Below are 12,823 nucleotides of genomic sequence, written 5' to 3'. Positions count from 1 at the left end.
GTTAGGACATGGCCAGCTACCCGAACGTAAACGCGGCGAACAAGTACGCCCGCGACGTAGTGGCCGGCAAGATCGCAGCATGCAAGTACGTGCGTCGGGCCTGTCAGCTCCATCTGGATGACCTGGCCAAGTCGAAGAAGCGCAATTTTCGCTGGACCTTCGACCGCGATACCGCCGAGCAGGTGGCGGTGTTCATCCAGCTGCTGCCGCATGCCAAGGGCAAATGGGCGGCGCTGCGCGAGCTGATCAAGCTTGAGCCGTGGCAGCTGTTCATCTTCTGCAGCATCTTCGGTTGGGTCGATAAGAAGACCCGCCGCCGACGGTACCGCGAGGTGTACATCGAGGTGCCGCGCAAGAACGGCAAGAGCGTGCTGGCCGCTGGTGTCGGCCTGTACATGCTGGTCATGGATGGGGAGTTCGGCGCCGAGGTGTATTGCGGTGCGACCACCGAGCGGCAGGCCTGGGAGGTGTTCAAGCCGGCGCGGCAGATGGTGCGGCGCACGCCCGAGCTGGTCGAGGCCTTCGGCATCCAAGTCGCGGCGAAGAACCTGTCGGTGATCGGTGACGAAAGCAAGTTCGAACCGCTGATCGGCGACCCCGGCGACGGTCAGTCGCCGAGCTGTGCCATCGTGGACGAGTTCCACGAACACACCTCGGCCGCGCTCTACGAAACCATGCTGACCAGCATGGGCGCCCGCGATCAGCCGATGATGTTCGCCATCACCACGGCGGGCTACAACATCGCCGGGCCGTGCTACCTGCAGCGCGCCCAGGTGATCGACAAGCTGGAAGGGACGGTGCCGAACGACGAGTTGTTCGGGATCATCTACACGATTGACGAGGACGACGACTGGAAAGACCCGGCGATCCTGCGCAAGGCCAACCCCAACTACGGCGTCTCAGTCGGGGCTGAGTACCTGCTGAAGCGCCAGGCCGACGCGACGCGTTACCCGTCACGGCAAAACGCGTTCAAGACCAAGCACCTCAACATCTGGGTAAGCGCCAAGGAAGCCTGGCTGAACATGGCCGACTGGGAGGCGTGCGGCGACCCCACGCTGACCCTGGATCAGTTCCTGGGCCAGCGCTGCTGGATCGGCATTGACCTGGCCAGCAAGTCGGATATCTGCGCGGTGTCGCTGGTGTTCCTGGACAAGGTGGAACTGGTCCCGGGGAGCGGCAAGTGGGTCAACCGCTGGACCATCTTCTGCAAGTCGTTCTTGCCCGAAGGCGCGATAGAGCGGGGCGGCCCCAACAAGGCCGCTTACGAGGCCTGGGCCAACGCTGGGTTGCTGGAGGTGTGCGACGGCGAGGAAATGGACTTCGACCTGGTGCGCGACATGGTGGGCGAATTCGCTGGCATGTTCGATGTGCAGGAAGTGGCCTACGACAAATGGCGCGCCACCCAGCTGGCCCACCAGTTGCAGAAGGACGGCGCCGAGGTAGTCGAAATGGGCGGCGGCGTGGCCAGCATGAACCTGCCCATGCGCGAGCTGGAAGCGGCGCTGCTGTCCGGTCGCGTGCGCCACTCCAGCGACCCAGTGTTGGCCTGGCAGGCCGGCAACGTCGTGGTGCGTCCGTTCAAGGGATGCATCACGCCGATGAAGGCCGACGAAGGCAAGACCGACATGCGCAAAATCGACGGCATTGTCGCCGCGCTGATGGCGATGAACCGCGCCATGGTCAGCGAATTTGAGCCGGAAGGGCTGTTGGCCAGCCTGACCGAAGACGACCTATTAGCTATGTGAGCCCCTACGATGAAATGGCTTCCTGAATCTATCGGGACGGCAGGCTTTTGCCTGTTCGTCGCGGGCCTCTACGTCCAGTTTGGGGCGGGTGTGGCCCTGATGGTCGGTGGCGGCCTGCTGGTGGCCGGCGCCGCCAAGGCGGTGTGGCGATGATCCTGGGCGCGATGTTCGAGCAGCGCAGCAGCTTGGAAGTGCCCAGCACGCCGATGAACAGCAAGGAGCTGACCGAATACCTGTTCGAAGGGCAGGGCATCAGCGTCAGCCCGGCTTCGGCCATGCGTCTGACGGCGGTGTATGCCTGCATCTACGTGCTGTCCAGCTCCATGGCCCAGTTGCCGCTTAGCGTGTTGCGTAAGGTCAACGGGCGGATCGAAGTGGCCACCGACCACCCGGCCCATTACCTGCTTCACGATGAGCCGAACACCTGGCAGACCTCTTACCGCTGGCGGGAAACCAAGCAGGCCCATGTGCTCGGCTGGGGCAACGGCTACACCCGCACGGTGCGCAGCCGCCGCGGTGAATTGCTGTCGCTGGAAATGCACGAGCCGCAACACACCGAACTGGTAAAGAACGGCAATCGCTGGGTGTACTCGACCCAGGATGAAGACGGCGCGCCGCTGGCGGTGTCGCCCGAGGACATGATCCACCTGCGCGCCATCGGCTCGCACCGGCGCATGGGTATCAGCCCCATTCGGCAGAACGCAGACACCATTGGCCTGGGCATGGCCACTGTGCGCTACGGCAAGGAGTTTTTCGAGGGCGGCGGCCGGCCCACGGGCCTGGTCACCGTCAAGGACGGGAAGCTGGATAACACCAGCTGGGAGCGCCTGAAAACGGTCTGGCGCGCCGCCGTGGAACGGCTCAAGCGTTCGGACAACAAGACGCTGCTGTTGCCCGCCGACCTCGATTACAAGGCGCTGACCATCGCGCCCGAGGATGCGCAATTTCTCGAGACTCGCAAGCTGACCCGCAGCGAGATTGCCAGCATCTTCAACGTGCCGGCGCACATGATCAACGACCTGGAAAAGGCCACGTTCTCGAACATCAGCGAACAGGCCATCCAGTTCGTGCGCCACACGGTCATGCCGTGGGTGAAGAACTGGGAGGAAGAAGTAAACCGCCGCGTCTTCACCCGCGCCGAGCGCATGGCCGGCTACTACGTCAAGTTCAACCTGGCCGGCCTGTTGCGCGGCACCCCAAAAGAGCGCGCCGAGTTCTACCGCATCGCCATTCAAGACGGTTGGATGAGCCGCAACGAAGTGCGCGTGCTGGAAGACCTCAACCAGCTGGAAGGCCTCGACTCGATGTTGCTCAACGTCAACACGCAGTTGCTCGGCGCAGACGGCAAGCCGTTACCCGTAACGAAGCAGGAATAACCCATGAGTGAATTCGAACAACGCATGCTGCAGGCGCAGCATTGCGAGCTTCGTGCTGTCCAGTCGGATGAGCAGGGCAGCGCGCCAAAGATCGCCGGCTATGCCGCTGTCTTCAACCAGCGTAGCGACCTGCTGGGCGGCACCTTCGTGGAAATCATCGCCCCGGGCGCGTTCGATGACGTGCTGAACCAGGACACCCGAGCGCTGTTCAACCACAACCCGACCTACCTGCTGGGCCGCACGGCCAGCGGTACGTTGCGCCTGACCGTGGATGAGCGCGGCCTGGCCTACGAAATCGATACGCCCAATACGCAGACCATCCGCGACCTGGTGGTCGAGCCGCTGCGCCGTGGCGACATGAGCGGCAGCAGCTTCGCCATGCGCGTGGCCAAGGGCGGCGATACCTGGCACGAGGAGAAAGACGGCCTGATCGTGCGCACGATCTTCAAGATTGCCGAGCTGCGCGACGTAGGGCCGGTGGCGTTCCCGGCTTACCCCGACTCCAGCGCTGCCCAGCGCTCCCTGACTGCCTGGAAGCAGGCGCAAACCGAAGGCGACGAAGCCCGCGCACATTTTGAGCGCGAGGCCCGCGAGCGCCTGCTTGACCTAACTGAACTGTGATCCCAAGGGGGAGCTATGACCCTGCAACAAATGAAAGAAGCCTATAACAAGCTGTCGGCCGAAATGCGCTCGCTGCATGACACCACCCCGGACGACGGTTGGACCGGCGAAGTCCGCGCCAAGTGGGAAGGCATGAAAGCCGACCTCAAGGGGCTGCGCGAGAAGATCGAGCGTGAAGAAGAACTGCGCGCCCAGGATCAGAGCTTTGTCGAAGGTCTGGACCGTGAGCGTCCGGCCGGCGCACCGAAGAACGAGGCGGAGGCCGAGCAGCGCAGCGCCTGGGATAACTGGGTACGTCGCGGCCTGGAGTATCTGACCCCCGAGCAGCGTTCCGTGGTTCTGGAAATGCGTGCTCAAGGCACCAATCCGAACGAGGCGGGCGGTTTCACCGTGCCGACCACCCTGCAGGCCAAGGTGATCGAATCGCTGGTGACCTACGGCGGTATTGCTTCGGTGTGCCAACTGCTGCAGACCGACAACGGCGCGCCTATCGCCTGGGCCACCAGCAACGGCGGCGAGGAAGAAGGCGAGCTGATCGGCGAGAACAAGGCAGCAGGCGAAAAGGACGTCGAGTTCGGGATGGGCACCATGGGGTCGCACACCATCAGCTCGAAGATTATCCGCGTCTCTGAACAGCTGCTGCAGGACTCGGGCATTGACATGGAAGGCTACCTGGCCGGCCGTATCGGTAAGCGCGTGTCGCGTACCCGTAACCGCCTGATCGTCCAGGGCACCGGCGCCGGTGAAACCGCCGACACGCCGGCGCAACCGAAGGGCCTGGAATACTCGACCCCTCAAGGTGCCATGACCGCCAAGGCCACCGCCTTCACCTGGCAGGAGGTCAACAACCTGATTCACTCCGTTGACCCGGCGTATCGTGCGGCCGCCAAGTTCCGCTTGGCGTTCAACGACAAGACGCTGCAGGCGATGGAAGAAATGGTGGACGCCAACAATCGCCCGCTGTGGCTGCCCGGCATCGACAGCGACCGTCCGGCCACCATCCTCAAGTATCAGTACGTGATCGATCAGGCCATCGCCGATATCGGCGCCGGCAAGAAATTCATGTATGCCGGCGACTTCAACGAACTGGTGCTGCGCGCGGTCCGTAGCCTGACCCTCAAGCGCCTGGTGGAGCGTTACGCCGAGTACGGCCAGGTCGGCTTCCTGGCGTTCGTGCGCTTCGGCCTGGTGCTGCAGGACACGGCCGCCATCAAGCACCTGGTGGGCAAGACCGCCTGACGGGAGGGGTGCCCATGCTGACGCTTGAGCAGATCAAGAGCCATTGCAAGCTGGAGCTGGACGAAACCGAGGAAGACACGCTGCTGCAGGCCTACGCCCGCGCAGCGCGTCGCCAGGTCGAGAAGGACAGCGGCCGGCGGTTGTACTGGGTCACGCTGCCGGCCGACGCGCCGGCAGACGCGACCGGCGATGAAGCCTACCTGCGTGGGCTGCTGCCGATCGATGCGCCGGAGAACGCGTTACCCGTAACGGATGACGTGGCGCTGGCCATGCTGCTGTTGGTCGCCCACTGGCATCGCAACCGCGAGCCGGTCACCGAGTCGACCAGCAACGGCACCAAGGCGCTGCCGCTGGCCTATGACGCCCTGGTGCAGCCTTACCGCTGGTTTACGCTGTGAGGGAGCCGGAAGCGGGCGAACTGCGCACCCGGGCGGTGGTGCGCATCCGCAACGACACGCCCAGCGGTTCCGGCCTGGACTCGCATTTCGAGGTAGTGGCCAAGCGGTGGTGCAAGATCGAGCCGTTAGGCACGGCCACCTACACCGGGTCGGTGCAGACCGGGACGACCATTACGCATCGCATCTACTGTCGATTCGTGCGGGACCTGGACACGCGGCATGAACTGGTCGCCGGCGGCCGGGTGTTCCGCGTCAAGCGGGCTACCGGTATGCGCGGGCGGCAGGTGTGGTCGGTGATCGAGGTCGAGGAGCTGCAGGCGGCGAATGCGCCGGCGGGAGGTGGCCGTGGCCAACTCCGTTTCGATTGACGGCTATCTGCATGTCGAGGGCTTTGACAAGTTCGACCAAGAGGCCTTCAACAAGCGAAAGATCCGCGCCGGCATGCGCAAGGTTGGCCAGCTGATCACAGGCCGGGCACAGATGAATCTAGCGCTCGGCGGTGGCCAGGACGGCTACCCCATAAACCGTAGCGGGGCCACCACCGACTCCATCGGCTACAAGGTGTCGCGCTCGGGCTTTCTGGTGCGTGTCGCACCCAGCAAGACCGCGAGCATGAGGGCCTTCTATCCCGCCTACCTGCACTACGGCGTGCGCCGCAAGAGTGGGGGCGGGTGGCGGATCAAACCCCGCGACAACTACATGACCGACGCCCTTGTCGACAGCCGAGACGAGGTGCGGCGCATCCTGCAGCAGGCCTTTGCCGCCGCGCTGCTTAACTGAGTACCTGACATGAAAATCACGCCTGTGATCGAGCAGCTGCGCGCCTATGCGCCTGGATTCGAAGGGCGCGTGGCCGGCGGACTGGATTGGGACCCGACCGCCGACAGCGCCAAGATGAAGCCGCCGGCGGCCTATGTGATCGCTGTTGGCGACTCGGCCGACGAGCCGCAAGCGCAGAACGTTTACACCCAGGCCGTGCGCGACGTCATCGACGTGTGTGTCGTGCTGCCGACCGATGATGAGCGCGGCCAGTCGGTAGTCGACGTGCTGCACGACGTGCGCGCCCAGCTGTGGCGTGCCCTGGTGGGCTTCGAGCCGGACGACGAATCGGGGTCGCTGCTGTACGACGGCGGTCAACTGGTGCTGCTCGACCGCGACCGCATGGTCTACCGCTATCGCTTCTATGCCGACTTCCAGCTCGGCCGCTGGGAGCAGACCGGCGAAGGCAAGCCGCAGACCTGGCAGGAATGGCAGCTGGCCGGCCTGCCAGCCCTGGAAGGCATCGACACCCGTTTGGACTTCCTCAACCCCCTGAAAGACCCCAACGTCACGGCCTCGGGGCCAGACGGGCGGGTCGAGTTCACCATCCGTGAGGACTTGAACCCATGACCACGATTCACCTCAAGCCGGCACCGGGGCGCGATTGCCCGCTGCCGGATCAGCCGGGCAAGTACCTGCCCGCCGAGGGGGCTGCAGTGCCCCGTGATGCCTATTGGGAGCGCCGTATCATCGACGGCGACGCCCTGGAACAGAAGACCACCACCCGGGGGAGCAAAGCGCGATGAGCGTCAGTTTCAGCAACATCCCGAGCGACATTCGCGTGCCGCTGTTCTATGCCGAAGTCGACAACTCCATGGCCAACAGCGGCGGGTCCAGCCTGCGCCGGCTGATCGTCGGCCAGGTCAACGACGATGCCGAGAGCGACGAAATCGGCCGCCTGGTGCTGGTGTCGAAGACCAGCGACGCCAAGGACATTGGCGGCACCGGCTCGATGCTGGCCGCTATGCATGCACGCTGGCGGGCCATCGACGTTGCCGGCGAGGTCTGGTGTCTGCCGCTCAAGGTGGCCACCGGCGCGGCCGCGACCGCCACCGTTACCGTAACGGGCAGCGTCGCCACGGCCGGCCTGGTCAATCTGTACGTGGCTGGCCAGCGTGTGCGCGCCGATGCCGTCGTCGGGGCCTCGGCCGAGGCCGTGGCGGCCAGCTTGGCGGCGGCCATCAATGCCGCCATTGACCTGCCGGTGACGGCCACGGCCGCCGCCGGCGTGGTCACCCTGCAGGCCAAGTTCAAGGGCGAGCTGGGCAACGATATCCAAGTCCAGCTGAACCGCCTGGGGCGCGCCAATGGCGAGACTACGCCGGCCGGCCTGACGCTGGTGGCCACGGCCATGACCAACGGCGCCGGCACCCCGGCTGTATCGGCGGCGTTGGCCGCGCTGGGCGACGAAGAATTCGAGTTCATCGCCCAGCCCTGGACCGATGCCGACACGTTGGGCGCCTGGAAAACCGCCATGGACGACAGCGCCGGCCGCTGGTCCTGGGCGAAGCAGCTCTATGGCCATGTGTACAGCGCGCAGCGCGGCACGTTGGGCCAGCTGGTCGCCGCTGGGCGCCTGCGCAACGATCCGCATGTCTCCGTGCATGGCTTCGAGCGCGGCGTGCCGCAGCCGGCGTGGGAAGTGGCGGCGGCCTGGGCGGCACGTACCGCTGTGTTCATCAGTGCCGACCCGGCGCGACCGACGCAGACCGGCGCGTTGACGGGCATCGACCCGGCGCAGGCGAGTGACCGTTTTACCCTGACCGAGCGGCAATCGCTGCTGACCAGCGGGGTGGCCACCGCCGTCTACAACGGCGGCAGCTACCGCATCGAGCGGGCCGTTACGACCTACCAGCGTAACGCCTACGGCCAGCCGGATGACTCCTATCTGGACAGCGAGACGCTGCACCAGTCGGCCTACGTGATTCGCTACCTGCGCAGCATCATCACCAGCAAGTACGGCCGTCACAAGCTGGCCAACGACGGGACGCGCTTCGGCCCTGGCCAGTCCATCGTCACGCCGAAGGTGATTCGCGGCGAGCTGATCGCGGCCTATGGCGCGCTTGAGCGTGAGGGCATTGTCGAGAACGCCGAGGCGTTCAATCAGTACCTGATCGTGGAGCGCGACCCGAAGAACCCGAACCGCCTGAGTGTGCTGTTCCCGCCGGACCTGGTGAACCAGCTGCGAGTGTTCGCGCTGCTGTACCAGTTCCGCCTGCAGTACCCGGACGCGGCGTAACCCTCATCGTTCAACCCCAGCCCGCCCAGTGCGGGCTTTTTTATGGGAGTGCCCTTTATGGGTCAGAAAGTCGCGGGCACCTGCTTTGTGAAGGTCGACGGTGATCAGCTGGTGATCACCGGCGGCGTGGAATGCCCGCTGTCGGACACAAAGCGCGAAACGATCACGCGGGGCTACTTCAAGGAAGAAGACCTGATCCCCTATGTGGTGGTCGACGCGGTGAAAACCCCCAACTTCCCCCGGGCCAAGCTGGCCAACGGGATCAGCATGACCATCACCGCCGAGCTGGCCGACGGCTCGGTGTACGTGCTGAGCGGCGCGTATCTGGTGGAAGAAATCAAAGTGACCGGCGATGACGCCAAGGTCTCGCTCAAATTCGAAGGCATCCAAGGAGACTGGCAGTAATGACCACTGTAACTCACACCCTCGCTACCCCAATCCAGGCCCATGGTGAAGAGGTCACCGAACTGACCTTGCGCCGCCCGACCGTGCAGGAGTGCCGCGCAATCAAGGCGTTGCCCTACGTCGTTGGTGAGAGCGGCCACCCGATCATGGAGGTCGAAGCGGTCGGTAAGTACATCGCGATCTGCGCTGCCATCCCGGCCAGTTCGGTGAACCAGCTGGACCTTGCTGACCTGAACACCATCGGCTGGCTGATCGTGGGTTTTTTCATGCCCCAAGATTCGAAGCAGTCGGCGGCCTGACCGAGCTGGCCTACGACCTTGCCTGGTGGTGGAAAGCCACCCCGGGCGAGGTGCTGGGCTGGACCCTCGACACGTTGTTCGAGAGTGAGGAAAACGCGTGGCGCATTAACGCGCTGAATGGGGGAGGCGGTGGCGGATAAATTCCAACTCAAGGCGCTGATTACCGGCGTCGACAAGCTGTCACCGGTGCTTAACGGTGTTCGCAAAAACGCCGCAGTGCTGCGCAAGCAGTTGAACAGCTCGGGCCTTGGCAAGATCACCTTCGGTGAGGCCCTGCAGGGCGGGGCGATTGCGGCCCCGTTCGTCATGGGTGTGAAGGCGGCTATCGGTTTTGAAAGCGCCATGGCCGACGTCAAGAAGGTGGTCAACTTCGAGTCACCGGCCCAGTTCAAGGCCATGAGCGACGACGTGCTGAACCTGTCCGAGCGGCTGCCCATGGCGGCTGAGGGCATCGCGCAGATTGTCGCCGCCGGCGGCCAGTCCGGCATTGCCCGGGAAGAGCTGAACCAGTTCGCCGAAGACGCCGTGAAAATGGGCGTCGCCTTCGATCAGACGGCCTCGGAGTCCGGGGAAATGATGGCGAAGTGGCGGACGGCGTTCCGCATGAACCAGACGGAGGTGGTCGCGCTGGCCGACCGGATCAACTACCTGGGCAACACCGGGCCGGCGAACACCAAGCAAATTTCCGCGATCATTACCGAAGTGGGCGCGCTGGGCGAGGTGGCGGGGCTGTCATCCGCGCAGGTGGCGGCCATCGGCGCGACCATGGCCGGCGTCGGCGTCAAGCAGGACGTGGCGGCGACCGGCATCAAAAACTTCATGTTGGCGATGACCAAGGGTTCGGCGGCCACCAAGTCGCAGGCCGAGGCCTTCAAGTCGTTGCGCCTGGATTCCAAGCAGGTCGCGGAAGCGATGCAGAAAGATTCCCAGGCGACCATGTTGGACCTGCTCAAGCGGATCTCCCAGGTGGACGCGGCCAAGCGTCCGGCGCTGCTGACCAATCTGTTTGGCAGCGAGTCGGTGGCGGCCATTACGCCACTGGTGACCAACCTGCAGTTGCTGAGTGGCAACCTGACGAAGGTGGGCGACGCCACGGCCTATGCCGGCTCGATGGAAGCCGAGTACAAGTCGCGGTCGGAAACCACGGCCAACGCCATGCAACTGTTGCAGAACCGGGTGACCCGCCTGGGTATCACGGTCGGTAGCATGCTGCTGCCCCCGCTCAACGACTTCATGGCGACGGTGGGGCCGATCATCAGCGGCGTGACCAGCTTGGCCGGGGCGCATCCCTGGCTGATCAAAGGGCTGCTGGGTGCGGCGGTGGGCTTCACCGTACTGCGCTTGGCCACGGCCGGGGCCTCGGCGGCGCTGGCCCTGATGAACGGGGTCGCGAGCATGAGCCCGGTGGGCATGATCGTCCGGGGTATCGCCATTGCCGCCGGTGTGCTGATTGCCAACTGGTCGACCGTGGCGCCGTACTTCCAAGCGGTATGGGACAAGATCAAGGCCCCGGCGATGGCGGTGTGGGAGTGGATGAAAACCGCTTTCGCCTGGTCACCGCTGGGCCAGATCGTCGCCAACTGGGAGCCGCTGACGGCGTTCTTCGGCGCGCTGTGGGAACTGGTCAAAGCCCTGTCGGTGCCGTTCTTCGACTTCCTCAAGTCGGTCTTTGACTGGTCGCCGCTGGGTTTGATCATCAAGCACTGGGAGCCCATCACCGGCTTTTTCAAGGGGATCTGGGACAAGCTGCGACCCATCATCGAGCCCATGATGAAATTCCTGGGCTTTGACAGTGAGTCGAGCGGCGACGGCGTGATCAGCGCGGCGACGGCCAAGGTCAACGACTGGGCCGAGCAGCAGAAGGCGCGCAACGCTGCCGGCGAGCCGGTACCGGGGGCGCTGGTCAAGCCGATGACGCAGCCGGTGCAACTGATGCCCGAAGCCACCAGCGTGGCCAGCCTGATGCGTGCGCCGAATCAGCCGGGACCGTGGGCGGCGATGCCGCTGTCGGCCTCGCAGATGGCCGAGCATGCACAAGAAAGCCTGGCCAAAGGGCTGACCCCGCAGGAGGCGGCGAAACGCGCTGAAATGGGCCTGCTGTCGCGTCCTGGGCAAACCAGTCTGTCGGCGCCGGCACCCGGTGCCCTGGCCGCGTCGCGGGGTTCCCTGGTGCAGCAGGCGACCCAGGCAAGCAAAGCCCAGCTGGAAGGGCAAATGGTCGTGCGCTTCGACAACGCACCGCCGGGCATGCGGGTGGAGCAGGCCGACACCAATCAACCCGGGCTGCAGGTCAGCCCGCAAGTGGGCTACCGATCCTTGGGGAGGGCGTCATGAGTACCTGGCGGGATCAGCTGCACCCGGCCTCATTCCGGGGCGTGCCGTTCCACGTCGACAACGACAGCATGCCGGCGGGACGGCGCACACAGACGCATGAGTATCCGCAGCGGGACAAGCCGCTGGTGGAAGACCTGGGCCGCGTCACGCGGGAAATCAAGCTGGCCGCCTTCGTAATCGGGGAGGACTGCTATTTCCAGCGTGACAACCTGCTCAACGCCCTGGACAAGCCCGGGGCGGGCGAGCTGGTCCACCCCTGGTATGGCCGGCTGACGGCCACCGCGACGGTCTGTAGCGTCAGCCATGAGCGCCGTGAAGGCGGCATGGTCCGCTTTGACCTGGTGTTTGTGGAGGACGGCGAGAAGGGCTTTCCTGCCGGCGTGCCGAACACGGCGCGGCAGCTGGAGGACTCATCGGAAAGCCTGCTGGAATCGGCGATTGCCCGGTACAAGGCCGCGATGGCGGTGGTCAACCGGGCGCGCCTGGCCGTGGTCGCGCTGCAGAACGGTGTGGCCGGGGTGCAGATGGCCATTGCCTCGGAGCTTCGCCAACTGACGGGTCTGGTCAGCTCGGTGGAGGCGCTGGCTGACATGCTGATCAACGCCCCGGGCAACTTCGCGGCGATGATCCGAGGGCAGTTCGCCAGTGTCGGCGGCAGTTCACGGTCATCGGGCTATCGCTGGGGGCCGTCCAGCGGCGGCGACTCGGCCAGCCTGGAGGCCGATCCGGAGTTTGCCCGCACCGTCGCGGCGCTGCCCGAGGCGACGCCGGAGTTTTCCAGCTTCGCCGAGTCCGGCCGGGCCATCACCGGCCAGGTGGAGCAGGCCCGCCAGTTGGCCAACGCGCCGCCACCGGCCGGAGGAACCGACACCGCCGCCGTGGTCACCGCTGCCCGCGAGCTGGTGCGCGACGCGCTGATCGTGTTGGCCGTGCGCGAGGCGGTGGCCATGCCGGTGGTGCAGGCGCCCGAGCCGTTGACCGGCTTCGCCACCTTGGAGCAGCAGGTGGTGGCCCCGATTCAGCGCCCCGAGGTGCCGGTGACTGCAGACGTGGTCGCGCTGCGTGACGCCATCAGCGACGCCCTGTGGCTGGCCGCCCTGGCGTCGCCGGTCGAGCATGTCGAGCGGCTGGAGGTGGTGCGCAACCAGGTGCGGGCGCACCTGACCGAAGTGGCCCGCGCCGGCGTGCGGCTGAGTGAAGTGACCACGCGGGAAAGTCTGCCGGCGGTGGTGCTGGCGTACCAGCGCTACGGCGATGCCACCCGCGCCGAGGAAATCGTTACGCGTAACAAGGTGCAGCACCCGGGCTTCCTGCCCGTGGGCGCGCTGACCATCGCCCGAGAGTGAAA

15 protein-coding genes are annotated in these 12,823 nt (G+C 65.2%); all 15 read left to right on the top strand.

The genetic code is table 11. The annotated features are described in order from the left end of the window. The first annotated feature begins 8 nt into the window (after positions 1–8). The 15 genes from C3F42_RS05115 (at position 9) to C3F42_RS05050 (ending at position 12,821) form a co-directional block, all read left to right on the top strand. The gene (locus C3F42_RS05115) at positions 9–1,745 is read left to right on the top strand and encodes a terminase large subunit (protein WP_104444111.1); all 1,737 of its coding nucleotides are present in this window, start codon (positions 9–11) and stop codon (positions 1,743–1,745) included. Between the two features lie 9 nt (positions 1,746–1,754). Next, positions 1,755–1,898 (top strand): hypothetical protein, encoded by a 144-nt coding sequence (locus C3F42_RS29570; protein ID WP_052896001.1) that lies wholly within the window; start codon positions 1,755–1,757, stop codon positions 1,896–1,898. Beyond that, entirely contained in the window at positions 1,895–3,121 is a 1,227-nt protein-coding gene (locus C3F42_RS05110; RefSeq protein ID WP_104444110.1) for a phage portal protein, read from the top strand. The genes C3F42_RS29570 and C3F42_RS05110 overlap by 4 nt, the downstream gene beginning before the upstream one ends. Positions 3,122–3,124: 3 nt before the next feature. Next, positions 3,125–3,742, top strand: coding sequence for an HK97 family phage prohead protease (locus C3F42_RS05105; RefSeq protein WP_104444109.1), 618 nt, complete (start codon positions 3,125–3,127; stop codon positions 3,740–3,742). Between the two features lie 15 nt (positions 3,743–3,757). After that, on the top strand, positions 3,758–4,981 hold the full coding sequence (locus C3F42_RS05100; RefSeq protein ID WP_104444108.1) for a phage major capsid protein: 1,224 nt from the start codon (positions 3,758–3,760) through the stop codon (positions 4,979–4,981). Between the two features lie 14 nt (positions 4,982–4,995). Next, a complete protein-coding gene (locus C3F42_RS05095; RefSeq protein ID WP_088852979.1) occupies positions 4,996–5,379 on the top strand; it encodes a head-tail connector protein in 384 nt (127 codons plus the stop codon). Beyond that, positions 5,376–5,747 (top strand): head-tail adaptor protein, encoded by a 372-nt coding sequence (locus C3F42_RS05090; protein ID WP_158216155.1) that lies wholly within the window; start codon positions 5,376–5,378, stop codon positions 5,745–5,747. The genes C3F42_RS05095 and C3F42_RS05090 overlap by 4 nt, the downstream gene beginning before the upstream one ends. After that, positions 5,725–6,159 carry a hypothetical protein gene (locus tag C3F42_RS05085; protein WP_177410831.1) on the top strand — a complete coding sequence of 145 codons (435 nt, stop codon included), beginning with the start codon at positions 5,725–5,727 and terminating at the stop codon, positions 6,157–6,159. Before C3F42_RS05090 ends, C3F42_RS05085 begins: the two co-directional genes overlap by 23 nt. A 9-nt stretch (positions 6,160–6,168) precedes the next feature. Beyond that, a complete protein-coding gene (locus tag C3F42_RS05080) occupies positions 6,169–6,768 on the top strand; it encodes a hypothetical protein (protein WP_104444106.1) in 600 nt (199 codons plus the stop codon). Beyond that, on the top strand, positions 6,765–6,944 hold the full coding sequence (locus C3F42_RS05075; RefSeq protein ID WP_104444105.1) for a DUF2635 domain-containing protein: 180 nt from the start codon (positions 6,765–6,767) through the stop codon (positions 6,942–6,944). Before C3F42_RS05080 ends, C3F42_RS05075 begins: the two co-directional genes overlap by 4 nt. Next, the gene (locus C3F42_RS05070; protein WP_104444104.1) at positions 6,941–8,437 is read left to right on the top strand and encodes a phage tail sheath subtilisin-like domain-containing protein; all 1,497 of its coding nucleotides are present in this window, start codon (positions 6,941–6,943) and stop codon (positions 8,435–8,437) included. Before C3F42_RS05075 ends, C3F42_RS05070 begins: the two co-directional genes overlap by 4 nt. 57 nt (positions 8,438–8,494) lie before the next feature. After that, complete coding sequence (locus C3F42_RS05065) at positions 8,495–8,842, top strand: phage tail tube protein (RefSeq protein ID WP_104444103.1); 348 nt, start codon at positions 8,495–8,497, stop codon at positions 8,840–8,842. After that, positions 8,842–9,141, top strand: a complete 300-nt coding sequence (locus C3F42_RS05060) for a phage tail assembly protein (RefSeq protein WP_104444102.1) — start codon at positions 8,842–8,844, stop codon at positions 9,139–9,141. The genes C3F42_RS05065 and C3F42_RS05060 overlap by 1 nt, the downstream gene beginning before the upstream one ends. Positions 9,142–9,270: 129 nt before the next feature. Then, positions 9,271–11,475 (top strand): phage tail tape measure protein, encoded by a 2,205-nt coding sequence (locus C3F42_RS05055; protein WP_104445282.1) that lies wholly within the window; start codon positions 9,271–9,273, stop codon positions 11,473–11,475. Then, positions 11,472–12,821 carry a DNA circularization protein gene (locus C3F42_RS05050; protein WP_104444101.1) on the top strand — a complete coding sequence of 450 codons (1,350 nt, stop codon included), beginning with the start codon at positions 11,472–11,474 and terminating at the stop codon, positions 12,819–12,821. The genes C3F42_RS05055 and C3F42_RS05050 overlap by 4 nt, the downstream gene beginning before the upstream one ends. The last annotated feature ends 2 nt before the right edge of the window (positions 12,822–12,823 follow it).

The organism is Pseudomonas sp. PONIH3 (assembly GCF_002934345.1).
Classification (GTDB): Bacteria; Pseudomonadota; Gammaproteobacteria; order Pseudomonadales; family Pseudomonadaceae; genus Aquipseudomonas; species Aquipseudomonas soli.
The sequence above is the reverse complement of the archived record's forward strand: the minus strand, read 5'-3'. Positions and strand labels throughout refer to the sequence as shown.